This is a genomic window from Caulobacter sp. BK020 (assembly GCF_004342605.1).
Taxonomy (GTDB): domain Bacteria; phylum Pseudomonadota; class Alphaproteobacteria; order Caulobacterales; family Caulobacteraceae; genus Caulobacter.
This window is the reverse complement of sequence record NZ_SLZL01000025.1, coordinates 22,523-48,924: the sequence shown is the minus strand read 5'-3', so window position 1 is coordinate 48,924 and position 26,402 is coordinate 22,523. Positions and strand designations below refer to the sequence as shown.

Genomic DNA, 26,402 nt, shown 5'->3' with positions numbered 1-26,402 from the left:
AGGCGAAAACCTCGCCCTTCGACAAGCTCAGGATGAGGTTTTCGACTGATCGGGCCTATCCATGGTCCTCATCCTGAGCCTGTCGAAGGACGAGGACCGCGCGCGGCCTTGACCATCCTAAGGGAGAGGACTCAGCACATGCCCCTCGTCCGGCCCCGCGCGGCCTTCCAGCGCCGCCCGGTAGGCCTCGGCCACTGCTTCGGGGCCCACGCCGTCGATGATCCGCAGCCACCGGGGCGCGTCGGCGGCGAACGGGGTCCAGGCGGCGTCGTGGCGCTGGTCCAGCCCGCCGGGCCCCCAGTCGACCGCGCGCTTGCGGATGCGGTCGGGGGCGAAGAAGAACACCGGCTTCGGACCCGGCAAGGGGCCGCCGCCACGCTCGGCCTCCCAATGGGTTCCGCCGACCACGCAGGAATAGGCCAGAGCGTCGTCGAACCGCTCATGCACGGCCCGCCGCAACGGCGCGTCCCCCGCGAAATCGATCAGGACCGCCGGTTCCTCGATCGGCGCGGAGGCCACCGCGTCGTAGGTCACGACCTGGTCGTAATAGCCCAGTCCCTCGACGAAGGCGGCGTTGCGAGGCGAGGTCAGGCCCACCACGCGCGCCTTGCCGCGCTGCTTCAGCTGAAAGGCCAGGCTGATCGCCGTCTTGCTGGACGCGCTGGTCAGCACCACCGACCGCGCGCCGAACAGGTCGTTCTCGTCCAGGAAGTCCTCAATCAGGAAGCCGGTGATGAACAGCGGTCGCAGCAGGGCCTGGTAGTCCTCGGCCGGGCTGGCCGCACCTACCGCCTGGTACTGGTTGTAGACCGGCGGCAGCCCGGCCCGATGCGGCGCGGCGTCGGCGAAGCCCGTGCGGGTCTTGCGGGGCGTCACCGCCAGGTGGGTCGACATCGGGAAATAGCCGTAGAACCGCTGGCCGACGGCGAGCTCAGGATGGCGGGAGGCCTCGACCCGCGCGTGACCCCAGACCGGGATCCGTCCCCAGCCCTCCGGTCCAGGGAAGAAGTCCCAGTAGCGCATCTGGTCGCCGAACACCGCGTAGGTGATGTTGTTGGCGGTCAGGGCGAAGCGCTCGATCGCCAGCCGCGCCTCGCCCTCGGCCAGGGGAGGCGGCGGGACCTCCACGATCTTGGTTCGCCGCAGGTCGGTCTTGTCGACCACGAAATCCCAGCTCGTCATCGGTGCGCCTCCTGGCGAGGATCGCCTCGCGAGAACCCAAGCTAATCCCGTCTCATGACAGAACGTCAAACGTTTGTTTGAACCTGACCAGCCAAAGCCCCGCCTTCATTGTCATCGGAGACAATGTTTTCGTTGCGACGCCTGGCGCGAAGCTCCAAGTCCGGCCGCAGTCCCGCTTGCGATCGGAAGCCGCCATGACCGACACGCCCCTGCCGCTGCGTCACTTCCTGCTCGCCCTGGCCGTGGTGGCGGTGTGGGGGACCAATTTCGTGGTCATCCGGGTGGCGCTGGACCATCTGCCGCCGCTGCTGTTCGCCACCCTGCGCTTCACCCTGGTGCTGCTGCCGATGGTGTTCTTCATCAAGCGGCCGCAGGTCCCGTGGAAGAACCTGGCGGCCTATGGCGTGCTGATCGGGGCGGGGCAGTTCGGCCTGCTGTTCGTGGCCATGAAGGGCCACATCTCGCCGGGTCTGGCCTCGCTGGTCGTGCAGACCCAGGTGTTCTTCACCATCGGCATGGCCATGAAGATCAGCGGCGAGAAGGTGCAGCCGTTCCAGGTCGCGGCCCTGCTGCTGGCGGCCTCGGGCATCGTGCTGATCGCCGCGCACGGCGGCGGAGCGGCCACGCCGCTGGGCGTGCTGCTGATCCTGCTGGCCGCCGCCAGCTGGGCCGGCGGCAACATCGTCGCCCGCCAGGCCGGTACGGTGAACATGCTCGCTTATGTGGTCTGGGCCAGCCTGTTCTCGATCCCGCCGCTGTTTGCGATGTCGCTGTGGCTGGAGGGCTGGCCGGCCATCGTGGCGGGCGTCGCCCACGCCGACGCCCTGACCTGGGGCGCGGTGGCCTGGCAGGCGGTCGGCAACACCATGTTCGGCTACGCCGCGTGGGGCTGGCTGCTGGCCCGCCACCCGGCCGCCACCGTGACGCCCATGGCCCTGCTGGTGCCGGTGTTCGGCATGGGCGCCTCGGCCGTCCTGCTGCACGAGAGCCTGCCGGCCTGGAAGCTGATCGCCGCGGCCCTGGTGCTGACGGGCTTGGCGGTGAACATGTTGTGGCCCAAACTCAGGACGCGGTTTTTGGCGGCGGCCTGATTTTTGATCCGCTCATCCGTCCCAAACCCCGTCATCCCGACGAAAGTCGGGACCCAAGCCGAGTCCGAAGTTTGGATCGTTGGCGGCACGATCGCACCGCGCCGTTGCCGAGAGTCAGCTTGGGTCCCGACTTTCGTCGGGATGAGCGGATTGTGGGGAATCGGCGGATGATCGCTGCGGAGGCGGCGTATTCGCCCCACCTCCGCATCTGTGGACAACATCGGAAAGCCGTTGACGCCTCCGCCCGGGGGTCTGGGCTCAAGCCCGACGTATCTGCATGGTGCCGCCTGAAAGACCCTAGCCGCCAACCATGCGTTTCGACGACCATTTCCTCGACGAACTGAAGCAACGCCTTCGCCCTTCCGACGTGATCGGGAAGTCGGTGAAGCTGCGGCGGCAGGGGCGCGAATATGCGGGGCTGTCGCCGTTCACCAAGGAGAAGAGCCCGTCGTTCTTCGTCAACGACGACAAGGGCTTCTATCACTGCTTCTCCAGCGGCAAGCACGGCGACATCATCTCCTACCTGCAGGAGACCGAGCGGCTGACCTTCACCGAGGCGGTCGAACGGCTGGCGGCCGAGGCCGGCATGGCCCTGCCCGAGCCCGACGCCCGCGCCGCCCAGGACGACAAGAAGCGCGCCACCCTGACCGACTGGATGGAGCTGGCCGCGGCCTGGTTCGAGAGCGAGCTGCGCCGCCCGGTCGGCCAGGCCGCCCGCGACTACCTGGCCCGCCGCGCCCTGCCCGAGGACCAGTGGAGCCGCTTCCGCATCGGCTTTTCCCCAAGCGGGCGCACCGCGCTCAAGGACTATCTGGTCGCCAAGGGCGCCAAGCCGGCCGAGCTGGTCGAGGCGGGCCTGCTGATCGCGCCGGAAGACGGCGGCCAGCCCTATGACCGCTTCCGCGACCGGATCATCTTCCCGATCACCGACACCCGCGGCCGGGTGGTGTCGTTCGGCGGCCGGGCCATGGATCCCCAGGCCCGCGCCAAGTACCTGAACGGGCCGGAGACCACGCTCTTCCACAAGGGCCGGCTGCTGTACGGCCTCTACGAGGCCCGCAAGCTGCTGCACGCCGCCCAGGCCGCGGCGCCGACGGAACAGACGCCGATGCTGGTGGTCGAGGGCTATATGGACGTCATCGCCTGCCAGCGGGCCGGCCTGCCGGCCGTGGCCCCGATGGGCACGGCCATGACCGAGGAGCAGATGGAGGTGCTGTGGCGGCTGCATCCCGAGCCGACCCTCAGCTTCGACGGCGACAAGGCCGGCCAGCGCGCCGCCAGCCGGGCCATCGACCGCGCCCTGCCGCTGCTGAAGCCCGGCCGTTCGTTCAAGTTCTCGATCGTGGTCGGCGGCAAGGACCCCGACGACGTGCTGCGCGAGCAAGGCCCGGCCGCCCTCAAGGCCCAGCTGACTCAGACCACGCCCTTCGTCGACGCCCTGTTCGCCCGCGAGCGCGACCTGGAACCGCTGGACACCCCCGAGCGCAAGGCCGGGTTCAAGCAGCGGCTGCGGGCCGCCGCCGGGACAATCGCCGACAAGGACCTGTCGGCCGCCTATCGCGACGATCTCTACGCCAAGCTGGACGCGCTTTTTCCCAAGCCGACCTTCGGCGGCGGGTTCGGCGATGGCGGCGGCCGTCCCTTCGTCCCGCGCGGCCAATGGAAAGGCGGCCGTGATCGCGGTCCGCCCGACCCGGGCATCCGGGGCGTGGCCCGGGCGCAGATCACCACCCGCCTGAACCCCTTCCACGCCGCCGTGGCCGTGGCCGCCCTGCGCCACCCCGCCTGGGCCCGGCCCTATGACGAGGCGATCGAACGGGTCGGCTTCGGCGACCCGCGTCTGGCCCCGCTGGCGGTCGAGCTGTTCGAGGCCCTGGCCGACGAGATCAGCGACGACGTCCCGTTCCGCGACATCCTCAACCGCAAGGGCCTGGGTCCGCAGCTAGCGGAAGCCGAACGGGTGGCCTCGGCAATCAGCGCGCCCTTCCTCGACCCGAAGATGGAGGTCCACCAGGCCCGCGCCCTGTGGTCCGCCTGCTACGAGGCTTTGATCGAGATCGCCGACAGCGAACGCGCGCTGGAAGCCTTGCGTCGCGAGGCCGTCACCGCCGGCACCCTGGCCGCCACCCGCGACCTGCGCACCCGGATCGCGGCGCTGGAGCGCCAGATCAGCGGGCTGGAATTCTGGCAGGCGGCCAGCTGAGACCGGGACCAGGCGACGGGCGTCTGAAATAGAGCGATACGGAACGCCTTCCATCTTGACTCGCGCGTCACGCAACGCCATCTGGCGACTCAAGGATTTGCCACGCTGCTGATTGACATCGCTCGGGCCGCCATTCTCATGCGCGCGCCCTCCCTGAAACAGGATGTCACCCTCGCCGCCGCCAGGTCCCAGTGGCCGCCGAAACCCTCAAGGGTCGACGCTGATCGCGCGTGAACAAGACGCCTCCGCAAAGCGCCATGCTCGCGGAGCGTTAGCCCATGGCTCTTCCGCGCGCGTCAGGCGTTTATCTTGAGATTTTTTTCAGCGGTTCATTGGACAGCTTGCACGGACGACAGGGCGCGATGCGCAGGCGACCCATCACGAACACATTCTCGACGTGCGCCACGTTTCGGCGCCGCGTCGTTTCGGAGACCTGAATGAGCACCAATTCCTCGGCCGAGACGGAAGCGCCCGAAGCCACCGGCGGCGATGGGCCCCTGCTCGACCTGACCGACGCCGGCGTCAAGAAGTTCATCAAGCAGGCCAAGGCCCGCGGCTACGTCACGATGGACGAGCTGAACAAGGTCCTGCCGTCCGAGGAAGTCACCTCGGAAGCCATCGAAGACACCCTCGCCATGCTGAGCGAGATGGGCGTCAACGTGGTCGAGGCCGAAGAGGACGCCGAGACCTCGGAAGGCGGCGAAGTCGTCGCGCGCGAGGACAACCAGGCGGTCATCACCAGCGACAAGCCCGCGGCCTATGACCGCACCGACGATCCGGTGCGCATGTACCTGCGCGAGATGGGCTCGGTGGAGCTGCTGTCGCGCGAGGGCGAGATCGCCATCGCCAAGCGCATCGAGGCCGGCCGCGACACCATGATCCGGGGGCTGTGCGAAAGCGCCCTGACCTTCGAGGCGATCATGGTCTGGCGCGAGGAGCTGGGCACCGGCCGCATCCTGCTGCGCGAAGTGATCGACCTGGAAGGCACCTACGCCGCGATCAACGGCGTGGCCGCCGCCCCGGCCGCCGAGGACGAGCCGGCCGAGCCGGTCGACGACGAAGCCGGCGGCGAGGCCAAGGCCGAGGGCGAAGGCGAGGACGAGGACGATTTCGACGACGGCGCCGGCCCCACGGTCAGCGCCATGGAAGGCGAACTGCGCGAAGGCGTGATGGCCATCCTCGACGCGATCGCCGGCGAGTTCGAGACCTTCCGCAAGCTGCAGGACAAGCTGGTCGGCAGCCGCCTGAAGGGCGCCGACCTCAGCGAGGCCGACCGCCAGGCCTATGAGAGCCTGTCGAACACCATCATCCAGCACCTCAAGACGCTGAAGCTGAACAACAACCGCATCGAGGCGCTGGTCGAGCAGCTGTATGCGATCAACAAGCGCCTGATCGGGCTGGAAGGCCGGCTGCTGCGCCTGGCCGACAGCTACGGCATCAGCCGCGGCGAGTTCTTGAAGGCCTATTTCGGCTCCGAGCTGAACCCGAACTGGGTCGAGCAGGTCAAGGCCATGGGCGTGCGCTGGACCAAGTTCGTCGAGAACGACAGCAACTCGGTCAGCGACATCCGCCAGGAAATCGCCGCCCTGGCCACCGAGACCGGCGTGCCGATCGACGACTATCGCCGCATCGTCCAGACCGTGCAGAAGGGCGAACGCGAGGCCCGCCAGGCCAAGAAGGAGATGGTCGAGGCCAACCTGCGTCTCGTGATCTCGATCGCCAAGAAGTACACCAACCGCGGCCTGCAGTTCCTGGACCTGATCCAGGAGGGCAACATCGGCCTGATGAAGGCCGTCGATAAGTTCGAGTACCGCCGCGGCTACAAGTTCTCGACCTACGCCACCTGGTGGATCCGCCAGGCGATCACCCGCTCGATCGCCGACCAGGCGCGGACCATCCGCATTCCGGTGCACATGATCGAGACGATCAACAAGATCGTCCGGACCAGCCGCCAGATGCTGCACGAGATCGGCCGCGAGCCGACCCCCGAAGAGCTGGCCGAAAAGCTGGCCATGCCGCTGGAAAAGGTGCGCAAGGTCCTGAAGATCGCCAAGGAGCCGATTTCGCTCGAAACGCCGATCGGCGACGAGGAAGACAGCCACCTGGGCGACTTCATCGAGGACAAGAACGCCATCCTGCCGATCGACGCGGCCATCCAGTCCAACCTGCGGGAAACCACCACCCGCGTGCTGGCCTCGCTGACGCCGCGCGAGGAGCGCGTGCTGCGCATGCGCTTCGGCATCGGCATGAACACCGACCACACCCTGGAAGAGGTCGGCCAGCAGTTCTCGGTCACCCGCGAACGGATCCGCCAGATCGAGGCCAAGGCCCTGCGCAAGCTCAAGCACCCGTCGCGGTCGCGCAAGCTGCGGTCGTTCCTGGACTCGTAAGGGTTCCAGCGGTTCGAAGATCGAACGCCCGCTCCGGGAAACCGGGCGGGCGTTTTCCTGTGGGCTGCTCCCCCTCTGGGGAGCTGTCGGCGAAGCCGACTGAGGGGGCCTCGCGCCCGAAAAAAGGCGGCCCCTCTCGGAGCCGCCTGAACGTCCGACGGAGCGGTCGGGCTAGTTGCCGACCTTGACGTCGCCCGAGCCGGCGCCGTTGGCCGAGGCGCTGGCGCCGTGGCGCGAGGCCGAGCCGGACAGGCCCAGCGAGCCGCTGTTGCCGGTCGAGCCGTGGCTGGTCGAGGCGTTGCTCGAACCCGAGCCGGTCAGCGAGCCGGACAGGCCGTCGCCGGTCAGGCCGCCGGCCGCGTCGGCGTCGCCTGAGCCGTTGGCGCTGGCCGAACCCGCCCTATCGCGGGCAGAACCGATGGCGTTGCGGGCCGTGCTCGTTCCGCGCGAGGCGGCCGAGGTCGCCCGGTCGCGGGCGCCGCCGACCGCGTTGCGGCCCGTCCCGGCGACCTGCGAGGCCACGCCGCTGGCGTCCGGAGCGGTCAGCGAACCGCTGCCCGATCCATTGCCCGACAGGACGCCGGTCAGGGACTGGCCGGCGGTCGAGGCCGAGCCAGAGCCGGCGGCCGAACCGCTGGCGGCGGCGCTGCCCGTCGCGCCCTGCGCCAGGCCCTGGACGCCGCCGGCGGTGTCGCGAGCCCGCCGCGTCGCGCGATCGGCGTGGTCGCGAACCCGGCCGGTGGCGTCGGTGGCGCGGTCGCGCACGCGGCCGGTCGCCTCGGTGGCGCGCGAGGCGACGCCGCCGATGTCGGGGGTCCCGAACTGGCCGGAGCCGGTAAGCCCGCCGGCGCCCTGTCCGGTCAGCCCGCCAAGGCCGCCGCCCAAGCCGCCGCCGAGACCTCCGCCGAGGCCGCCTCCCAGGCCGCCGCCGCCACCGAGAATCTGAGCTTGCGCCATCGGCGCGGCCATCAGCATGGCGGCGGCCGTGGCGGTCATGAAGAACGAGATCTTGCGCATGGTCTTCTCCTGAAGATGGCTCGGAGCGGCGCTTCCACCGCTTCCTGATCCGTCCAACGACCGGACCGCGCGTTTTCTTCCGTGACCGTGCGATTTTTTCGCCGAGCGCCCCCTGGGCCGCCGAACCGCTCCACGCCTCCGGATCGCGGCGTGGAGGGATTTGTCGGCTGTACGGCCCTAAGCCGCCTGCAGCTGCTGCTTGACCCGTTCGGCCAGGGTCTTGATGTCGATCGGCTTGGGCAGGAAGGTCACGCCGGTCTCGCCTTCCAGGAGGTCGCTGAATTCGGCCTCGGCATAGCCGCTGATGAACATCACCGGCGCGTTGCCCAGATAGCCGCGGGCCTTCTTCAGCAGGGTCGGCCCGTCGATGCCGGGCATGATCACGTCGCTGATCAACAGGTCGATCGTGCCGGCGTGCTCCTCGGCGATGATCAGGGCCTCCTCGCCGTCGCTGGCCTCCAGCACCTCATAGCCGCGGGCGCGGAGCAGGCGGGCGGCGACGCCGCGCACGGCGTCCTCGTCCTCGACGAACAGGATGCGGCCGGCGCCCGACAGGTCGCGCGGCGGGCGCGGCTTGGCCTCGGGAGCGGCGGCGGCGGTCGCGGCGACGGCCTGCTGGGCCGGGGTCGGCTCGTGCACCGGCAGGAAGATGCGGAAGGCCGCGCCCTCGCCCGGACGGCTGTGGACATGGATCCAGCCGTCGCTCTGCTTGACGATGCCGTAGACGGTCGCCAGGCCCAGGCCCGTGCCCTCACCCACCGGCTTGGTGGTGAAGAACGGGTCGAAGATCTTGCCCATCACCTCGGGCGGGATGCCGGGGCCGTCGTCGCTGACCTCGATGAAGGCCTGGTCGCCCTCGGCCCCGGGGAAGCCCAGGCTCTGGGCTTCGTCCTGGGTCAGGCGGGCGGTGCGGATGCGCACCACGCCGCCGCCCTTGGCCGCCCGCACCGCATCGCGGGCGTTGACGGCCAGGTTCATGACGGCGGTCTCGAGCTGGCTCTTGTCGGCCCGCACCTGCGGCAGGTCGCGGCCGTAGTCGGTGACCAGCTTGACGTCCTCGCGCAGCAGCCGGCGCAGCAAGACCTCGAACTCGCTGATCAGCTCGCCCAGCTCCAGCACTTCGCGCTGCACGGTCTGCTTGCGGCTGAAGGCCAGCAGCTTGCGGACCAGGTCGGCGGCGCGCACGCCGGTCTGGCGGATCTCGTTGAGGCCTTCGTAGGAAGGGTCGCCGACCGGATGGCGATGCAGCAGCTCGTCCAGGCGCAGCTGGATGGCGGTCAGCAGGTTGTTGAAATCGTGCGCCACGCCGCCGGCCAGCTGGCCGATGGCCTGCATCTTCTGGGCCTGGGCCAGCTGCAGCTCCATCTGCTTCTGCTCGGACACGTCGATCAGATAGGCCACCAGCCGCCCGTCGGCGCGGTAGAGATAGAGGTGGGCGATGCGGGCCGGGTCGCGGGCCAGGCGCACCTCGAACGGGCCGCTCTTGCCCTCGGCCAGGCGGGTCTCGGCCTCGGCGCGCGAGGGCGGGTCGATCAGGGCGCCGAACAGCGCGCCCGACGGCACGGGGCCGGTCATGGCGGCCAGGGCCGGGTTGGCCTCGAGGATGCGGGAGTTGAACGGGTCCAGCCCCTCCAGCAGGGCCGCGCCGAACGGCGAGGCGCCGGAGAAGGCGTCCAGCGACCGCGGGGCCGGGGCGGACGGGGCGACCATCGGAGCCGGGGCGGCGGTCGGAACGAAGACCTCCTTCTCGACCACGGACAGCAGGCGGACCAGCAGGCGGCCGCCGCGCAGGCGGGCGGCCTCGGCGCGGCGCTCCTGGCCAGCGATGACCAGCGTCCCCTCGGCGCGCCCGCCCTCCCCCTTGGCCCCGTCGCGGGCCTTGACCAGGGCGGCGAACAGGCGGGCTCCGGCCGCGCCGCGAGGCAGGCGCCGGGCGTCGCCCACGGCCTGGATCCAGGCGGTATTGGCGGCCAGCACGCGACCGTCGGCGGCGGTGACGGCGGCCGGCTCGGACAGGGCCTCGACGAAGGCCTCGGCGCCCTCGGGCTCGGCGTCGCCGGTCGCGGTCGAGGCGCGAATGGCCACCAGGCCCAGGATCGCCACGCCGGCGACGCCGCCCAGCAGCAGCAGGCCGGCCAAGGTGGCGGGGCCGGCCCGCAGGGCGGGGGCGGCGGCGAACACCGCGGCCAGGACCAGGAAGACCGCCGCGCCCCAGATCAGCAGGTCGGGGCGGCGCTTGCCGGCGCCGGCGGGGTCGGCCGCGCCAAAGTCTTTCATGGGCGTCTCGGTCATGGTCGACCGAAATCCTTCTTCAGCCTTGCGGGCCTGAAGGCCCGTCGATTCGGGTTTAGAATACTCTTTAACCAGCCTTGGAGCGCGGCTCGTCATCGATTCCCGATTCCATGACGGAAATGTGGTGTGACGGCATCTTGAGCGAAGCATTCCGCCGCCCCCCGATAAGACCGCGCCGCCAGCATCAAGAGCACCTCCTTTTGTTCCACCAACCGCCAAACTCCGCCCGTTCGGCGCAGAAGCATGACGTTTCGGGTCTGGCTCCAAGAGCGCGGAAGAAGGTCGCAACTGCTCCAAGTGATCAGGGCGTAGTGGTCGCCCGGCCAGAACACGGCGCGCGAATAGGCTGAGCGCTGAGACGTCTCCACTGGGCGGCCGGGCAAGTAGCGGACGGCTTTCGGCGCCCTGGCCCTGTCCATCGCCGCGGCGCAGGCGATCGGCGCGATGGCCTTGCGGGCGCGCGCCGCAAGGACCCGATCGATGATCTTCCAGCGCCAGGCTTTCGGTTCAAAAGCGGTCGGCGCGCCGCTCACGCGCTCGGCCCTGAGAACCAGGTAGGGCAAGGGCGTGTCACGCGCTCGCTCGACATGACCCGTCATGCGTTCACGCTCAAGGGCGGCGATAAGGCGGCATTCGCGGGCGATGTGGTTCGGCGTGTCGACGGGATCGTACAGCCACAAGGCCGGCCCCGCCACGGCGGCGACGCCCAACACCAACCCGATCGCAAGGTATGCCGCCTTGACCATCCCGCCCTTCCCCACCGTACGCGTCCATGCCGCATGGCCTGCGGGGAAAGGTCAACCTTCAGGCGAAGACGCTCAGTCCGCCCAGGCCCGCTTCTTCGCCTGCTTGTTGCTCATCACGAAGCCGATGACCTTGGCCACAGCCTCGAAGTGCTCGGCCGGGATCTGCTCGTCGATGTCCATGGCGGCGTAGAGGGCGCGGGCCAGGGGCGGGTCTTCCAGCACGTAGACGCCGGCCTCCTCGGCCACGGCGCGGATCTTCAGGGCTAGGTCGTCGACGCCCTTGGCCACGCAGATCGGCGCGGCGGTCTCGCCCTGCTCGTACTTCAGCGCCACGGCGTAGTGGGTCGGGTTCATGACCACGACAGTGGCCTTGGGCACCGCCGCCATCATCCGCTGGCGCGAGCGCTGCATGCGCAGCTGCTTCTGCTTGCCCTTGATGTGCGGGTCGCCCTCGGACTGCTTCATCTCGTCCTTGACGTCCTGGACGCTCATCCGCATGCGCTTGTTGAAGCGCAGGCGCTGCCAGAACCAGTCGAAGCCGGCGGTGGCGACCAGGAAGATCAGCACCATCCAGAACAGCTTCATGCACAGCTTCAGGGCCATCGGCGCGATCGCCGCCACGTCCATGCCGACCAGGGTGGTGATCTGGGCCGCGTCGGGCTTGACCACGAACCAGGCGATGATCCCGGTGACCAGGAACTTCAGGGCCGACTTGGCGAACTGCACGAAGCCGTCGGGACCGAACACCCGCTGGAGGCCCTTGATCAGGTCCAGCTTCTTGAGGTCCGGCTTGATCTTGTCGGCCGACAGGATGAAGCCCGACTGGGCCACATTGGCCGCCGCGCCCAGCAGGCCCGAGACCACCATCACCAGCACCACCGCCGGCAGGGCGGCCATGACCGCCGTCTTGGCGATGGCGCGGATGCCGCCCTCGACGTCCATGGTGCCGGCATGGGCCAGGAACGGGGTCAGCGAATTGACCATGTCGCGGGTCAGCCAGCCGCCGGCGATGACCACCACGCCGAACGCCCCGGACAGCGAGGCCAGCTGCGAGATGTCGGCGGATTTGGGGACGTCGCCCTTGGCGCGCGCGTCCGACAGCTTCTTGGCTGTTGGTTCTTCTGTCTTTGACGCGTCGTCCTGCTCGTCGGCCACGGCGTCCCCCTAGTTGAACACCGCCAGCAGGTCCCGATAGTGATCGGTCCACACCATGGCGATGCCGCCGAGCGAGAGGCCCAGCAGGGAGAGGCCCAGGATGACGCTGAGCGGCGAGGTGACGAAGAAGATCTGGAACGACGGCATCACCCGGCCGACCAGGCCGGTCGCCAGGTTGAAGACGATCGAGAACACCAGGACCGGGGCCGCCAGCTGCAGGCCCAGCTTGAACGAGTCTGCGACGGTGCGGACGGCCAGTTCGGCCGCGTCGCCCACCGGCACCGGGCGGCTGAACGGGAACAGGTCGTACGACTTGGCCATCGCCCCGATGAACAGGTGGTGCAGGTCGGTGACCATGATCAGGGTCAGGCCCAGCATCGACAGGAAGGTGGCCACCGAGGTGCTGCTGGGCGCGCCGGCCGGGTTGGTGGTCTGGGCGAAGGACAGGGTGGTCTGGATCGAGATGATCTCGCCCGCCGTGCTCAACGCCGTGACGAACAGCTTCAGCACCGCCCCGATCATCAGGCCGACCAGCACCTCGTGCAGCACCGCGCCGCCGACGGCGCCGACGCTGGAGGGGACGGTCACGATCGACTTGGAGACCAGGGGAGCCAGCAGCATGGCCATCAGCACGGCGAACGACAGCCGGATGCGCGGCGGCACGACGGTCTCGCCGACGCCGGGCATCAGCATGACCATCGCGCCGATCCGGGCGAAGACCAGGCCGTCGGCATAGACCTGCAGAACGGTGGCGAAACTGTCCAAGTCCTGCCCCCTACATCCCGGCGATCTTGGCGGCGATCTCTCTCATGAAGCCGGACATCAGCGCGCCCATCAGCGGCAGGAACAGCAGCAGCGCGATGAAGATCGCCACGATCTTGGGCGCATAGACCAGGGTGGCTTCCTGGATCTGGGTCAGGGCCTGGAACAGGCCGATGGCCACGCCGACCACCAGGCCGACGATCAGGATCGGCGCGCAGAGCTGCAGGGTCAGCCAGATGGCGTCGCGGCCGACATCCAGGACTTCGGCTCCGCTCATCGGATGGCCTCTAACTACGCGGTCAACGCGGGGGACTTCAGGTGACTCGCACCATCGCCCGCCATGGTTAACAGCCAGTTAGGGAGGATTAACAGGGGGCGCTTGCGCGCGTGGCGAAAGGTCGCTTGGAGAGGTTCTTCCCCCTTAGGGGGAAGACGGCCGCGAAGCGGCCCGTAGGGGGCAAGTGTTCACCGCCGCGCGGCGACCACTTGCCCCCACCCTGACCGCTGCGCGGTCTGTCCGCCCCCGCAGGGGGCGGAGCCGTGTCGCTTACTTCGGCTTCCGCGCCGCCTGGACCTCGATTTCGACCAGCATGCCGCCGGCCACCAGCGAGGAGACCTGGCTGGTGATGCGCGAGGGCTTGTTGGGTTGTTCGGCGGTGCCGAAGAAGGTCTTGTAGGCCTCCATCATGCCGGGGAAGTCCATCTTGCCGCCCTTGGCCGGGTCGCCGACCAGCAGGACGCGCATCATCACCACGTCGCCCATGGTCGCGCCCTGGCTCTTGAGGGCCTCCTGGATGCGGGTCAGCACGCCCATGGTCTGGGTCTTGGTGTCGCCGAAGGTGGCGGGCAGGGCCGGGTCGCCCTTCGGATCAAGCGGCGGCGGGGTCATGCCGCTGACATAGATGGTGTCGTAGCCGGCCGGCACGGTGACCACGCTGGCGATCGGCGAGGTCGGCGCGCCGCCCCGGACGATCTCCTGGGCGTGGACGGCGGTTCCGGCGAGGCTGGCGAGAGCGGCGGCGGCGAGGATCAGGCGCTTCATGGTCGTCTCCTGTTGAATTTGTTCGAAGGATCGAAACCGTCTTCTTGACCGCTCGTCCCGGCGTTCGCCGGGACGAGCGGATCTTTGTTGTTCTTGTTAGTGCGCCTGCAGGCTGGCCGGCTTCTTGCCGGCCTTGATCGCGGCCCGGGCGGCGGCGACGTCGGAGGCGCTGACCGGCTTGCCCTTGTTGCCCCACGAGGTGCGGACATAGGTCAGCACCGAGGCCAGCTCCAGGTCGGAGAGGTCGTCCTTGAACGACGGCATGCCGGCCCGGCCGGCCAGGACCGTGGCCATCATCGGACCGGGATCGCCCTGCACGAACGGGTCGCCGGCCAGGGCCGGAAACGCGCCCTTGACGCCCTTGCCGGTGGTCTGGTGGCAGGCCGAGCAGTTGTCGTTGAACAGGGCCGAAGGCGTGGCCGCGTGGGCGGCGGCCGAGACCGCAGCGGCGGCCAGCAGGCCGCCCGCAAGACGGACGAAGACGGTGATCGAGCGACTCATGAAAACTCCCCAGAGAACCTTGGAACAGCCATAGCGCGCCTTCACGCCTGGAGCACGCGGGCGTGCAGCTTGCCGATCTGCTGCCAGGCGGATTCGATGGCCCCGGCCTGCCAGCCGCCCAGATAGGTCAGGTGCTCGCCGGCCAGATAGACCCGGCCGTCGGGCTCGCACAGCACCGGATAGGCGGCCTTGCGCCCCTCCTCGCCCCACTCGGCCCAGCCGCCGAGGTTGAACGGCGCCAGGTGCCAGCTGAACGAGAAGGCGTTCTCGAAGTTCTCGGCGTATTCGGGGAACACCTTCTGGCCTGCGGCCACGGCGAAGGCGGCGCGGTCGGCCGGGCTCTTGGCGCTGATCTTGGCCGCCTCGCCGCCGAACGCGTAGTAACCCAGCAACACGCCCTTCTGACCCTGCCAGCCGGTAGACGGCAGGGTGATCGTGCCGATGCCCGGCATGTCGTTGTAGATGTGGCCGCCGTAGATGTGGTGGTTCTCCTCCCAGAACCGGGTCTTCATCTGCAGGCCGATCTTGTTGACCGGCGCATAGGACACGCCCGACATGGCCGCCTTGAACGGCTTGGAGAAGTCGGCGTCGATGTTCTTGAGCACGCTGAGCGGGATGGTGCAGACGCAGTAGTCGGCGGTGATGGTGTCCTGCTCGCCGAACTTGTCGGTGTAGGTGACGACCACCCCCTTGGGCCCCTGCTTGATCTTGTCGACCACGCAGGAGTAGCGGATCAGCGTTCCGACGCGCTTTTCGAAGCCCTTGGCGATCTGGTCCATGCCGCCGATCGGCTGCAGCATGGTGCGCTGCTGCTCGTAGCCGGACACCGAGGTGAGCACGCGCCAGGCGTTGGAGTGCAGCACGTCGCTGAGGCTGTAGGGCGTCGAGGGCTTGCCCGGGCCGGGATCCACGCCCGCGCCGGGATGGACGTCGAAGCCGCGGCCTTCCGTGCCGGTATAGGCCAGGTCGGTCGGCGACAGCCGCCCCTCATTGATCATGTAGGCCACGAACAGGTCGCGGTCCGCCGGGGTCAGCGGCGCGTCGAGCTGGCCCTTGGAGGCGGCCTTGGCGATCATCTCGGCGGCGTAGCCGCGGGCGTCGGCGGCGATCTGGCCCTTGCGGATCGGCTTGCCCGCCAGAGGTCCGTCGCCCTTCTCGAAATAGACATAGGCCGCGTCGTTGTCGTTGACGAAGCTCTCCAGCGGCACCCCGAACAGCTTGGTGTAGTGCAGGGTCGAGCGGTGGTGGTACGGGATCCGCCACGGGCCGTGGTTGATGTAGAGCCCCTCGTCGAACTCGCAGGTCTGGTTGTTGCCCACCAGGTCGGTGTGCTGGAAGCCCTTGCGGGCCGTCTGGCAGCGGCCGCCGGCGAAGGATCGGGCCTCGATGACCTGCACCTGGTAGCCGGCCTTGGTCAGCTCGTAGGCGGCCGTCATGCCGGCCAGGCCCGCACCCAGCACCACGACCTTGGTCCCCTTGGCGTCGCCCTCCAGCTTGGGCGGAGCCGCCTGGGCCGACGCGAAGCCAAAGCCCAGGGCGTCCATGCCGGCCATGGCCAGGGACACCCCGCCGAAAGCCGCCAGGCTCTCGAAAAACCGCCGCCGCGTCAGTACGCCGCCAGCCCCGCTCGCCGGCGCGGCCGTCGAAAGATCACCCATACCGCATCCCCGATTTTTTGTTGTCGCGAAAGGCGCCTGCGAGGCAGGCGATCGCCCTGGCTATGTCAGGCCAAGCCCGTCCGACAACAATGCGAAAAACTCGTCCGTCTTATGAGAAAACGTACTGGCGCCGCGCCCTTGGGCGCCCGCGACCTGGCCTGTGCGGAGAGCGGGCGACCTGAAATTTCACGAAAAAAACAAAGATTTCGCCGACGGAAAATTCGCGGCGACCATCTTTGACGAAAAAGCAGAAAAGCCGGGCGCGAGGCCCGGCTTTTCCTTGTTTCACAACACTTTCCAGAGATCAGAAGTTGTAGGCGAACTTGGCGTAGTAGTAGCCGCCATTGAGGCCGTAGGGCGAGAAGCTGGGATAGATGTCCTGGGCCCCGTTGCCGTTGTCGGCCTCGTCCTTCAGTTCGGCGGCGCTCTTCTTGTCCGGGTGCTTGTCGAACAAGTTGTTGGCGCCAATCGACACCTTGAACTGCTCCATCACCCGCCAGTCGATTTCCAGGTCGGTGATGAAGGCCGGCTTGATCTTTTCGAGCCAGTAGGTGCCGCCGTCATAGGTGGCGTATTCGGACGACTTTCCGTACAGCGTCTCGTGCAGGTTGACGGTGATCGGCCCACGATTGTAGAGCGCGCCGGCCGAGACCTTGTACCGCGGCGAAGCCGTTTCCAGGTCGGAGATGGCGGCCTTGTCGTACAGCGAAGCGCCGGACAGCTGGGGCGGCGCGGCGGCGATCTTGGTGACCTCGGTCTTGCCGTAGTTGGCCGCCAAGCTCCAATCGACGCGACCCAGGTCGCCAAAGCTCGTCGCATAGGTGACCACCGCCTCGGCGCCGCGGGTGCGGGTGTCCAGGCCGTTGGTGAAGATGTTGATGCCGATGTCGGTGGCGTCGTCGGAGATCGAGTTGCCGTTGGCCGCGATGGCAGCGGCCACCGCCGGGTAGTTCACCGCGCCGCCGGCCCCGTACAGCGAGCCGCTGCCGGCGATCCGGTCTTCGATCTCGATCTGGTAGACATCCAGGGTCGCCGTCAGGCTGGAGGCCGGGTGAGCCACGAAGCCAACGCTGTAGTTGGTCGACTTTTCAGGCTTCAGGCCGTTGACGCCCACCAGCTTGGCGCCGGCGGAGTTGGGGGCCAGCTGCACGAAGGCCGAGGTCGGTCCGACATTGGTGGCCGAATAGTACTCCTCGGCCAGGGTCGGAGCGCGGAAGCCGGTGCTGGCCGTGCCGCGCAGGGCGAAGGCCGGCGAGAAGTCGTAGCGGCCGGTCAACTTGCCGACGGTGGTGTCGCCAAAATCGCTGAAATGCTCGTACCGGACGGCGGCGTCCAGCTGCAGGGCCTCCACTGGCTTGACCGCCAGGTCGAGATAGGTGGCGACGTTGTCGCGCTCATGCTTGCCGGCGTCGGTCAGCGAGAAGCCCGGATAGGATTGCGACCCGCCATTGTAGCGCGAGGCGTATTCCCCGGCCTTGATCTTGTAGGTTTCGTGGCGCTGCTCGACCCCGAAGGCGACGTTCAGCGGCCCCGCCAGGCCGATGTCGAACGGGCGGCTGACGTCCAGGGTGGTGGTCCACTGGGTGGCGAGGAAGGCGCCCGCATCGAAGGCCGACTGGGTCGAGCCATGGCCGGGAACGGACGAAGGGGCGAGATAGAGGTCCTTGTTGACCGAGTTGGTGACATTGATGTCGTCGAAGTCGCGGCCGTAGGTCGAGCTCAGATCCCAGTCCCAGTCGCCGAACACCTTGCCCTTCACCCCGCCGGTGACGGCGTAGTCTTCTTCCTTGATGGTCTCCATCGGATTGAAGCCCAGCGGATAGAGCTGCGGCAGGCGGGTGGGCGTGCGGAAGTTCTCGTAGGCGCCAGCGTATTTGTGGCCGTAGGTGCCGAACGAATAGAGCTCCAGGTCGCCGATCTCGACGCCGCTGTTGTAGGCGAAGGTGGTCAGCTGATAGCGGGCGTCGCCCGAGATCTTGTTGGTGTGCGGATAGCCCGCCAGGCTGGTGGCCCAGTCGGCGCCGGCCGCCACGGCCCGCACGACGCGCTGGTCGTCGCCGCCCCAGTCGCTGAAGTCGTGGTAGCGGGTCTCGGCGGTGAGGTTCAGGTAGGAATTGGCGAACGGCGACAGGCCGATATTGCCCGACACGTTGCCGGTCTTGCCGTCACCGCCGTAATAGCGGCCGGCCGTGACGTCCAGCGAGCCGCCCGAGGTGTTCTTCTTCAGGATGATGTTGACCACGCCGGCGATGGCGTCGGTGCCGTACTGGGCCGCGGCGCCGTCGGTCAGCACTTCGATATGGTCGATGGCCGACAGCGGGATGAAGTTCAGGTCGGCGGCCGCGCCGCCCTGGTAGGGTCCGCCCAGGACCGCCAGGTTGGCCGTGCCGTGCCGCCGCTTGCCGTTGATCAGCACCAGGGTGTGGTTGGCGCTCAGGCCGCGAAGCCGGGCCGACAAGGTCAGGGCGGCGGTGTCGCCGCCGAACGACTGGGCGTTGAACGACGGGATCGCCTGGGCCAGGGCCGCGATCAGGTCGGGCTTGCCGGCCCGCTTCAGCGACGCGGAGTCGACGACCTGGATCGGCGCGGCGCTGTCGACCGCCTTCAGGCCCGTGACGCGGGTGCCGGTGACGATGACCGTCTCGACCTCGGTGACGGCCGGCTCGGCCGGCGTGTCGGCGGCATAGGCCAAGCCGGCGTTCGCCATGCTGATCGAAAGAGTTGAAATCCCGGCAAGCAGGATATTTCGCGAATATTTATTCATTAAGATCCCCTGGTGGCGCTACAAGCGCGCATGAGCTTCGCTTCCCGCGGAATCTTCCCCACGCATTTTTTGTTTTTCGGTTTTCGAACTCTATCAACCGTAAGAAGTGTCTTTCAGCTGCCTCGACATATACAGCGGACGGCCGACCGCCGCCGATTGAAGACTTCATCAGGGGGGAACCTTCGGCAATGGGCGTAACCGTTAATGGATGACGAGGCGGCGTCAGATCCGCCCCGGCGCCCCATTGCACGGCGCCCGTCGCGGCTTTTGGCGGTCTTCTGATCATTGGCGCAGCGCCCGAGGGCCGAAAAAGCCTCCGCGCCCCTGAAACAGGACGAGCCGGACGCGAACGTCCGGCTCGATGATCTGGTCCGATCGCGGCCCCGACATCCGAACCGTGGACGCCGGAACCGCTCTGGGCCCTAGAAGCTGTAGGTGATCTTCCCGTAATAGTAGCCGCCGTTGATGCCGAACGGCGAGAAGCTGGGGAACTTGGTGACGTAGCCGTTGCTGTTGGCGCGGAAGAAGTCGTCCTTGAGGCCGCCGTTCACCCGGTCGGGGTACTTGTTGAGCAGGTTGTTGGCCCCGATGCTGAGCTTGACCGACTCCAGGGCCTGGTAGCTGACGTCGAGGTCGACCAGCACCGCCGCCTTGATCTCGGTCTTGTAGTAGGTCGCGCCAGTGCGGCTGGCCCACTGCGAGGCCGGCCCGTAGAGCGACTCCTTCAGGTTGACGGTCCACTTGTCCTTGGACCACAGCTCGCCGAGCACGACGCGATACTTGGGCGCGGTGTCCTCGAGGTTGGAGATCGCGGTCTTGTCGAACAGCGACACGCCCGCCGCCAATTGCGAGGGCGGCGGAGCGATCCGGGTGACCTCGGTCTTGGTGTAGTTGGCGGTCAGCGACCAGTCGACATGACCCCAGTCGTCGAAGTCGCTGCTGTAGGTGGCCACGAAGTCGGCGCCCTTGGTGCGGGTGTCCAGGCCGTTGGTGAAGATGTTGATGCCGGTCTGGGTGACGGTGGAGTCCAGCACATTGCCATTGGCGATGATCGCCGCCAGAACCGCCGGCGAGTTGATCGCGCCGCCCGAGCCGAACAACGAGCCGGAGCCGACGATGCGGTCCTTGATCTTGATCTCGTAGAGGTCGAGCGTCATCGTCAGTTTCGGGACCAGGTGGGTCACGAAGCCCACGCTGTAGTTATCCGACTTCTCCGGCTTCAGACCGTTGACGCCCACCAGCTTGGCGGCCGCCGAGTTGGGCGGAAGCTGCACGAAGGCCGAAGTCGGCGACACGTTGGTGGCCGAGTAGAACTCCTCGGCCAGGGTCGGGGCCCGGAAGCCGGTGCTGGCCGTGGCCCGCACGGCGAAGGCTGGCGAGAAGTCGTAGCGGCCGGTCAGCTTGGCGACCGTGGTGTCGCCGAAATCGCTGAACTTCTCGTAGCGAACCGCGGCGTCCAGTTGCAGCGCCTCGATCGGCTTGACGGCCAGGTCGGCATAGACGGCCTTGTTGTCGCGATCGTGCTTGCCCGCGTCGGTCAGCGAGAAGCCCGGATAGGACTGCGAGCCTTCCTTGTAGCGCGACCCCTCGTCGCCCGCCTTGATCTCGTAGGTTTCCTCGCGGTACTCGGCGCCCGCCGCGAAGGTCAGGGGCCCGGCCAGGCCGACGTCGAAGTCGTGGGTCACGTCCAGGGTGGTCGACCATTGCGAGCCGATGAAGTCGCCCGCGTGGAAGTCGCTGGGCGAGAAGCCCTTGGTCGTGGCGGTCGAGCTGTCGATGTACAGTGAGCGGTTCAGCGAGTTGAGGACATTGACCGATTCGTCGTCCTTGCCGTAGGTCGTGCTCAGGTCGAAGTTCCAGCCCGCCAGCACGCCGCTGGCCCCGCCGGTGACGGCGTAGTCGTGCTCGGTGATCGACTCCTTGGGGCTGAAGCCCAGCGGACGCGCCCGCGTGCCGTCCTTGCCGACCACCAGGCTGGGCACCCGGTAGTTCTCATAGGCCTGGCTCTTCTTGTAGCCGTAGGTGCCGAAGCTGTAGAGTTCGATGTCCGGCGTCACCTCGTAGCCGAAGTTGTAGGCCAGGGTGCTGAGGCGGTACTGCGCGTCGCCGGCGATCCGGTTCATGTACGGATAGTCGCTGGCGTTGGCGATTTCCGGATAGTTCGAGAGCCTGGAGCTTGAGGTCGTGTTGTAGGGGGTGTTCAGGGTGCGCGGGTCGGAGTCCCCGCGGAAGCTGAACCCGTGATATTTCGTCTCGCCGGTGATGTTCAGGTAGGACTTGTCGTTGGGGGCGAAGCCCACATTGGCGGTGAAGTCGCCGGTGTCGCCGCCGCCGTCGAAATACTTGCCGCCCGACAGGACGACCTCGCCGCCGGTGGTCGACTTCTTCTGGATGATGTTGATGACGCCCGCGATGGCGTCGGTGCCGTACTGGGCGGCTGCGCCTTCGAGCAGCACTTCGACGTGGTCGACCGAGGCCAGCGGAATGAAGTTCAGGTCGGCCGAGGCGCCGCCCTGGAAAGGCCCGCCCAGCACCGCCAGATTCGCCGTGCCGTGCCGGCGCTTGCCGTTGACCAGGACCAGGGCGTGGTTGGGGCTGAGGCCGCGCAGCTTGGCCGACAGGGTCAGGTTCGCGGTGTCGCCGCCGAAGGCCTGGGCGTTGAAGGACGGCACGTTTTGGGCCAGGGCCTGGATCATGTCAGGCTGGCCGGTCTTCTTCAGGACATCGTTGCCCAGGACGGTGATCGGCGCGGGGCTGTCCACGGCCTTCATGCCGGTGGTGCGCGTGCCGGTGACGATCACGGCCTCAAGTTCGGCCACTTCGGGCGAAGGCTCGGGCGTATCGGCCGCATAAGCATTTGCGCCATAAGCAAAAGCGATACTGACGGTGGAAACTCCCGCGAGCAGGATGTTTCGCGAACGATTATTCATAATACCCCCTCAGGCGCTATCTAAGCGCGATTGTTATTCTCCTCTGTGGCGTTTCCCGGTAAGCGTGTTCTTGTTTTTTTACGCGAATACAGACACAAATCACGACCAAGGTCGCGACGGAAACAGTTCGTCGAACGTGAAATTTCCGCAAGCGCCACGGCCATCATCGGATCGTAACGGACGTCCTGAGGGGTCTTGGCGCCCCTTTGGATGGCGCCGGCCATGATTTTTGTGCAGCGCGATGATTATGATTGGGGCGCCTTTGCGGCGCCCGGCGACCGTCTCAGGGGATAAATACCGCCCGTCCCGCCCGTTTGCCGTCCGCCGAACGAGCCCGCACCTCGACCTTGCCGACGACCGGCGCGTCGGGCGCATAGGGCCGCCAGGCGCCGCCATCGACCCGATACTCGATCGGCAGGCCCGGGAACTCGACATTGGCCCGCAGCCGGCCGTTTTCGACCACCGCTCCGACCGTCGGGATGCGATAGGCCACGCCCGCCGCGTCCAGCCGCGCCAGCTCGCGCCCGCCCAGCAGGTTGGCGAAGGCCCTCCAGTCAGCGTCGCGCCGGACCCGCATCTCGGCCGTGAAGGCCCCGGTCGTCGGGTCGTAGGCCTTGCCGGGCGTATAGGGCGTCTCCCAGCTGGCGCCGTGCCAGGCCCGCTCGGCCAGGGCCAGCATCCGCGGATACAGCATGTAGTCCACCTGGGTGTCCGAGCGAATCGTCTCGCTCCACAGCTGGCCCTGCAGGCCGCTGAAGCGCACGCCGGGTTCCAGCGGATGGTCGTCCTTCGAGGCCTGCGGCTTGCCGCTCAGGTCGGGCCACAGCTCGGCGTGGGCGGGCAGGTTCTCGGGCATGAAGTCGAACACCTTGCGGGTGTCGGTGGCGCGCGAGGGCCAGTCGTAACCGCGTTCCTTGGGATCGGCCGCCTGGGGGCTGTCAAAATACAGGACCTCGGGCGTGGAGATCACCACCTCCCAGCCCTGGTTGGCCTGGAGGTGAGCGCTGGCGGGCCCCTCCCCCGCCAAGGCGCCCCAGTTGTTGGAGTGGACCTTGGCCGGCATGCGATCGGGCTCGGCGTGGCTCATGCCGTCGCTCCAGCCGGCCACCACCACGCCCCGCGCCGCCAGCAGGGCCGAGACCTTCTCGATGAAGTGCCCGCCCAGCTCGGCCGGCCTGACCCCGGTGCGAGCCTCGTAGGCCGCGCAGGCCGGCGAGGCGCTCCAGGCGCCGGGGGTCTCATCGGCGCCGATGTGGTAGCGGGTTAGGGGCTGGCCGGCGGCGGCGTGCAGGGCCGCCATCTCGTCCACTACCTTGCCGAGGAAGGCGTAGGCGCTGTCCAGGCAGACATTGATGGTGTTGTCGCTGTAGTGCTGAATGCTGCTGTAGACCGAGGCGTTGGCGGCTTCGCTCAGCAGGTAGCGGCCGGCCTCGGCCTCCGGCGCCCCCTCGGCGCGCAGGCGGGCGGCCCGCGCCTCCATGGCCTTGATCGCCGCCCGCGAATGGCCGGGCATGTCGAACGACGGGATCACCTGGATGTGGCGCGCCTGGGCCGCGCGGACGATCTCGACATAATCGGCGCGGGAATAGAAGCCGTTGACCGGCGTCGACGGGTCCGGCCCGGAGCCCAGCTGCGGCAGCAGGCAGGTCCGCTCGGCCGGATCGTGGCAGCGGCGCGCGCCGATCGTGGTCAGCTCCGGCAGGCCGGCGATCTCGACCCGCCAACCCTCGTCGTCCGCCAGGTGCAGGTGCAGGCGGTTCAGCTTGTAGGCCGCCATCTGGTCGAGGATGGCCAGGATCTCGGCCTTGGAGTGGAAGTTGCGCGCCACGTCGATGTGCAGGCCGCGGAAGTCGAAGCGCGGCGCGTCGTCGATGGTCAGCAGCGGAGCTGTGCGGGGCGCGCCCACCAGCTGGGTCAGCGACGCCAGGCCATTGGCCGCGCCTTCCGGGTCGGAGGCGACGATCGCGACGCCGCCCGCCTTGATCGTCAGTTGGTAACCGCCGGCCGCCAGCTTGTCGCCGGGCGCCAGCCGGATGCGCAGCGGGACGCCGCCGGCCGTCTCGCCGACGCCGGCCTTGGCCAGGGACGCCAGAGCGGCGGCCAGCGCCGCGCGTGGAAGGCCGCTGATCGACACCTTCACGCCGCGCGTCAGGTCCAGTTCGCCGCCGCGCGGATCCAGCCTCGTCCTCAGCGGCGTGGGCAGGACGGCGGCGCGCGGGATCGGCTGGAGGCTGGCCCCGGCCGCGGCGTTGGCGGCGTAGACCCTGGGCGCGGTGGCCCAGACCGTGGCGTCGGCCGTCGAACCGCCGGCCAGCCGGGCCTCGTCGGTGAACGGCGCGACGAAAGGCAGGGTCTCCAGGCCGGTCTCGGGATCGATCATCGGCCGGGTGCTGGCGATGGTCCGCGCCGCCAGGCCGTCGGCCGCGACGTAATAGTTGGGCATTGGATAGAGCTCGGACAGCTGGTGGCCTTCCAGCTTCAGCGGGATGCGAACCGGGCGGCCCGCCGCGAAACCGGCGAAGGCCGGCGTCGGCGTCAGGCGGTAGAGGTCGCCGTTGACGTGGCTCAGGGCGAAGGCGTCGCTGTCGGCCCGCAGGATGGGCGTGACGCTGCTGAAATACAGCGACCAACCGGCGGCAGGCGTCTGGGGCGCGGCGAGGGTCAGCTCGGCCAGATGGCAGCCCAGAGCGGGCGCGCAGGCGGCGGGACCTGGGCGGTTGTCGAGCACCTGGTAGCCCACATCGAGCGTGGCCGCGAAACGGTCGAGCTCCCCCTGGCTCGGCTGGGCGTGAGCGCCCGTGGCCAGAACCGTCGAGGCGATCAGCGCGATCAGGCGTCGTGGCATGGAGTCTCCAGGATTCGCAGACCTACCCCCGAGACGGGCTAGCAGCTTTCGATCTCCGATGTGAACCTGCGGGTCCGCGCCGGGCTCTACCGGCGCTAAAAAAGTGGATGTCACCGGTGTCATGATCCGTGGTAGCCAATCCGCCGAGCGCGAGCCCAATCGCGCCGGAGGAAACCCATGGATCAGCTTCACCTGGATCGCCGCGGCCTGATCGCCGGCACGGGCGCGGCCTTCGCCTTGGCCTCGGGCCCGGCCCTCGCCGCCGCCAAGTCGGGTCCGGTGGTCGCCACCACCTATGGCAAGGTGCGCGGCGCGGCCGGCGACGGCGTCCAGGTGTTCAAGGGGGTGCGCTACGGGGCCGACACCGGGCCGCTGCGTTTCATGCCGCCCCAGCCACCCCGGCCCTGGACCGGCGTGGCCGACGCCCGGGCCTATGGCGCGGCCTGTCCGCAGGGCAAGGGCGAGGACGGCGAGGCGCTGAGCGAGGACTGCCTGTTCCTCAACGTCTGGACCCCGGCCAAGGTGGGCAAGAGCGGCCTGGCCGACGGGGTCAAGCGCCCGGTGATGGTCTATATCCACGGCGGCGCCTACAACACCGGCTCGGGCGCCAGCCCCTGGTACGACGGAACCAAGCTGGCCCGGCGCGGCGAGGCGGTGGTGGTCACGGTCAACCACCGGCTCAACGCCTTCGGCTACCTGTACCTGGCACGCCTGTTCGACGACCCGAGCGTTGCCGACAGCGGCAATGTGGGTCAGCTGGACTTGGTCCTGGCCCTGCAATGGGTGCGCGACAACATCGCCGCGTTCGGCGGCGATCCGGGCAAGGTCATGCTGTTCGGCCAATCGGGCGGCGGAGCCAAGATCGCCACCCTGATGGCCATGCCGGCCGCCAAGGGCCTGTTCCACCGTGCGGCGACCATGAGCGGTCAGCAGGTCACCGTCGGCGGCCCGTTCAACGCCACCCGACGCGCCAGGGGCTTCGTCGACAAGCTTGGGATCAAGGACCTGGCCGCCCTGCGCGCCCTGCCCGCCGACCAGTTCCTGGCTGGGCTGAAGGCCATCGACCCGATCGCCGGCGGCGGCGGGGTCTATATGGGCCCGGTGCTGGACGAGCGCTCGCTGACCCGCCACCCGTTCTTCCCCGACGCGGCGCCGGACGGGCTCTCCGTGCCGATGATGGTCGGCAACACCCACGACGAAACCCGCGGCTTCGTCGGCTACGACAAGAGCCTGATGAACCTCACCTGGGAGCAGGTGATCGAGAGGCTGCCGGCCCAGTTCAACGCCCGCATCGACATCGACCCGGCCACCGTGGTGGCGGCCTATCGCAGGATCTATCCGCACTACACCCCGGCCGACGTCTATTTCGCGGCGTCGACGGCCGGCCGCTCGTGGAAGGCGGCGATCATCCAGGACGAGGAACGCGCCCAGGCCGGCGCCCCGGCCTGGGCCTACCAGCTGGACTGGCGCGCGCCCAAGGACGGCGGCGTCTGGGGCGCGCCCCACACCCTGGACATGCAGCTGGTGTTCGGCAATTTCGACGCGCCCGGCGTGATCACCGGCTCGGGACCGGACGCCGTGGCCATGCACGAGCGGCTGGCCGACACCTTCGTGGCCTTCGCCCGCACGGGCGATCCCAACAACCCGTCGATCCCGAAGTGGGAGCCCTACACCCTGCCCCGGCGCCAGACCCTGGTGTTCGACAACGCCACGCGGATGGAAGACGACCCGCGCGGCGCCGAGCGCGAGCTGTTCAACAAGGTCCCGTTCACGCAGTTCGGGACCTAGGTAGCGCGCCCCCTCCGGCCCTTGGGGGAGCTGTCG

Annotated in this window: 17 protein-coding genes; 4 read left to right on the top strand and 13 right to left on the bottom strand. The window is 68.4% G+C overall.

Annotation, left to right across the window (positions count from 1 at the left end; genetic code table 11):
- Window positions 1-117 precede the first annotated feature (117 nt).
- Window positions 118-1,182 carry a DUF2855 family protein gene (locus EV278_RS21660; RefSeq protein WP_132095956.1) on the bottom strand — a complete coding sequence of 355 codons (1,065 nt, stop codon included), beginning with the start codon at window positions 1,180-1,182 and terminating at the stop codon, window positions 118-120.
- Between the two features lie 194 nt (window positions 1,183-1,376).
- On the opposite strand from EV278_RS21660, the gene EV278_RS21655 reads away from it, so the two are divergent.
- The 3 genes from EV278_RS21655 (at window position 1,377) to rpoD (ending at window position 6,866) form a co-directional block, all read left to right on the top strand.
- Window positions 1,377-2,273 (top strand): EamA family transporter, encoded by an 897-nt coding sequence (locus tag EV278_RS21655; protein WP_132095954.1) that lies wholly within the window; start codon window positions 1,377-1,379, stop codon window positions 2,271-2,273.
- 310 nt (window positions 2,274-2,583) lie between these two features.
- Window positions 2,584-4,476: a DNA primase gene (gene dnaG / locus EV278_RS21650; RefSeq protein WP_132095952.1), complete on the top strand. Its 1,893-nt coding sequence runs from the start codon at window positions 2,584-2,586 to the stop codon at window positions 4,474-4,476.
- A gap of 437 nt (window positions 4,477-4,913) precedes the next feature.
- Complete coding sequence (rpoD, locus tag EV278_RS21640) at window positions 4,914-6,866, top strand: RNA polymerase sigma factor RpoD (protein ID WP_132095950.1); 1,953 nt, start codon at window positions 4,914-4,916, stop codon at window positions 6,864-6,866.
- Between the two features lie 171 nt (window positions 6,867-7,037).
- Here the strand turns inward: rpoD and EV278_RS21635 are convergent, their stop codons facing one another.
- The 12 genes from EV278_RS21635 to EV278_RS21580 form a co-directional block, all read right to left on the bottom strand.
- Entirely contained in the window at window positions 7,038-7,883 is an 846-nt protein-coding gene (locus EV278_RS21635; protein ID WP_132095948.1) for a hypothetical protein, read from the bottom strand.
- Between the two features lie 177 nt (window positions 7,884-8,060).
- Window positions 8,061-10,160, bottom strand: a complete 2,100-nt coding sequence (locus EV278_RS21630; protein WP_132095946.1) for an ATP-binding protein — start codon at window positions 10,158-10,160, stop codon at window positions 8,061-8,063.
- 107 nt (window positions 10,161-10,267) lie between these two features.
- The gene (locus tag EV278_RS21625) at window positions 10,268-10,921 is read right to left on the bottom strand and encodes a hypothetical protein (protein WP_132095945.1); all 654 of its coding nucleotides are present in this window, start codon (window positions 10,919-10,921) and stop codon (window positions 10,268-10,270) included.
- A gap of 72 nt (window positions 10,922-10,993) precedes the next feature.
- The gene (gene flhB, locus EV278_RS21620) at window positions 10,994-12,076 is read right to left on the bottom strand and encodes a flagellar biosynthesis protein FlhB (protein WP_132095943.1); all 1,083 of its coding nucleotides are present in this window, start codon (window positions 12,074-12,076) and stop codon (window positions 10,994-10,996) included.
- Between the two features lie 9 nt (window positions 12,077-12,085).
- Window positions 12,086-12,841: a flagellar biosynthetic protein FliR gene (gene fliR, locus EV278_RS21615; protein WP_132095941.1), complete on the bottom strand. Its 756-nt coding sequence runs from the start codon at window positions 12,839-12,841 to the stop codon at window positions 12,086-12,088.
- A 10-nt stretch (window positions 12,842-12,851) separates the two neighbouring features.
- Window positions 12,852-13,115 (bottom strand): flagellar biosynthesis protein FliQ, encoded by a 264-nt coding sequence (gene fliQ / locus EV278_RS21610; protein ID WP_132095939.1) that lies wholly within the window; start codon window positions 13,113-13,115, stop codon window positions 12,852-12,854.
- A 270-nt stretch (window positions 13,116-13,385) separates the two neighbouring features.
- On the bottom strand, window positions 13,386-13,880 hold the full coding sequence (locus EV278_RS21605) for a RidA family protein (RefSeq protein WP_132095937.1): 495 nt from the start codon (window positions 13,878-13,880) through the stop codon (window positions 13,386-13,388).
- A 96-nt stretch (window positions 13,881-13,976) separates the two neighbouring features.
- Window positions 13,977-14,381, bottom strand: a complete 405-nt coding sequence (locus tag EV278_RS21600; RefSeq protein WP_132095935.1) for a cytochrome c — start codon at window positions 14,379-14,381, stop codon at window positions 13,977-13,979.
- A gap of 41 nt (window positions 14,382-14,422) precedes the next feature.
- The gene (locus EV278_RS21595) at window positions 14,423-16,039 is read right to left on the bottom strand and encodes a flavin monoamine oxidase family protein (protein WP_132095933.1); all 1,617 of its coding nucleotides are present in this window, start codon (window positions 16,037-16,039) and stop codon (window positions 14,423-14,425) included.
- 304 nt (window positions 16,040-16,343) lie between these two features.
- Window positions 16,344-18,746 carry a TonB-dependent receptor gene (locus EV278_RS21590; protein ID WP_132095931.1) on the bottom strand — a complete coding sequence of 801 codons (2,403 nt, stop codon included), beginning with the start codon at window positions 18,744-18,746 and terminating at the stop codon, window positions 16,344-16,346.
- Window positions 18,747-19,225: 479 nt separating this feature from the next.
- Window positions 19,226-21,622, bottom strand: a complete 2,397-nt coding sequence (locus EV278_RS21585; RefSeq protein WP_132095929.1) for a TonB-dependent receptor — start codon at window positions 21,620-21,622, stop codon at window positions 19,226-19,228.
- 394 nt (window positions 21,623-22,016) lie between these two features.
- Window positions 22,017-24,578 (bottom strand): family 20 glycosylhydrolase, encoded by a 2,562-nt coding sequence (locus EV278_RS21580; protein ID WP_132095927.1) that lies wholly within the window; start codon window positions 24,576-24,578, stop codon window positions 22,017-22,019.
- A gap of 177 nt (window positions 24,579-24,755) precedes the next feature.
- Here EV278_RS21580 and EV278_RS21575 point away from each other — a divergent pair, with 177 nt between their 5' ends.
- The gene (locus EV278_RS21575) at window positions 24,756-26,366 is read left to right on the top strand and encodes a carboxylesterase/lipase family protein (RefSeq protein ID WP_132095925.1); all 1,611 of its coding nucleotides are present in this window, start codon (window positions 24,756-24,758) and stop codon (window positions 26,364-26,366) included.
- Window positions 26,367-26,402: the final 36 nt, after the last annotated feature.

What these genes read in the sequence shown, in the direction of transcription:
- EV278_RS21660 (WP_132095956.1), bottom strand. Translation starts at nt 1,182, where the DNA reads ATGACGAGCTGGGATTTCGTGGTCGACAAGACCGACCTGCGGCGAACC.
- EV278_RS21635 (WP_132095948.1), bottom strand. Translation starts at nt 7,883, where the DNA reads ATGCGCAAGATCTCGTTCTTCATGACCGCCACGGCCGCCGCCATGCTG.
- EV278_RS21600 (WP_132095935.1), bottom strand. Translation starts at nt 14,381, where the DNA reads ATGAGTCGCTCGATCACCGTCTTCGTCCGTCTTGCGGGCGGCCTGCTG.
- EV278_RS21625 (WP_132095945.1), bottom strand. Translation starts at nt 10,921, where the DNA reads ATGGTCAAGGCGGCATACCTTGCGATCGGGTTGGTGTTGGGCGTCGCC.
- EV278_RS21595 (WP_132095933.1), bottom strand. Translation starts at nt 16,039, where the DNA reads ATGGGTGATCTTTCGACGGCCGCGCCGGCGAGCGGGGCTGGCGGCGTA.
- fliQ (WP_132095939.1), bottom strand. Translation starts at nt 13,115, where the DNA reads ATGAGCGGAGCCGAAGTCCTGGATGTCGGCCGCGACGCCATCTGGCTG.
- rpoD (WP_132095950.1), top strand. Translation starts at nt 4,914, where the DNA reads ATGAGCACCAATTCCTCGGCCGAGACGGAAGCGCCCGAAGCCACCGGC.
- EV278_RS21630 (WP_132095946.1), bottom strand. Translation starts at nt 10,160, where the DNA reads ATGAAAGACTTTGGCGCGGCCGACCCCGCCGGCGCCGGCAAGCGCCGC.
- EV278_RS21575 (WP_132095925.1), top strand. Translation starts at nt 24,756, where the DNA reads ATGGATCAGCTTCACCTGGATCGCCGCGGCCTGATCGCCGGCACGGGC.
- EV278_RS21590 (WP_132095931.1), bottom strand. Translation starts at nt 18,746, where the DNA reads ATGGCGAACGCCGGCTTGGCCTATGCCGCCGACACGCCGGCCGAGCCG.
- EV278_RS21580 (WP_132095927.1), bottom strand. Translation starts at nt 24,578, where the DNA reads ATGCCACGACGCCTGATCGCGCTGATCGCCTCGACGGTTCTGGCCACG.
- EV278_RS21605 (WP_132095937.1), bottom strand. Translation starts at nt 13,880, where the DNA reads ATGAAGCGCCTGATCCTCGCCGCCGCCGCTCTCGCCAGCCTCGCCGGA.
- dnaG (WP_132095952.1), top strand. Translation starts at nt 2,584, where the DNA reads ATGCGTTTCGACGACCATTTCCTCGACGAACTGAAGCAACGCCTTCGC.
- EV278_RS21655 (WP_132095954.1), top strand. Translation starts at nt 1,377, where the DNA reads ATGACCGACACGCCCCTGCCGCTGCGTCACTTCCTGCTCGCCCTGGCC.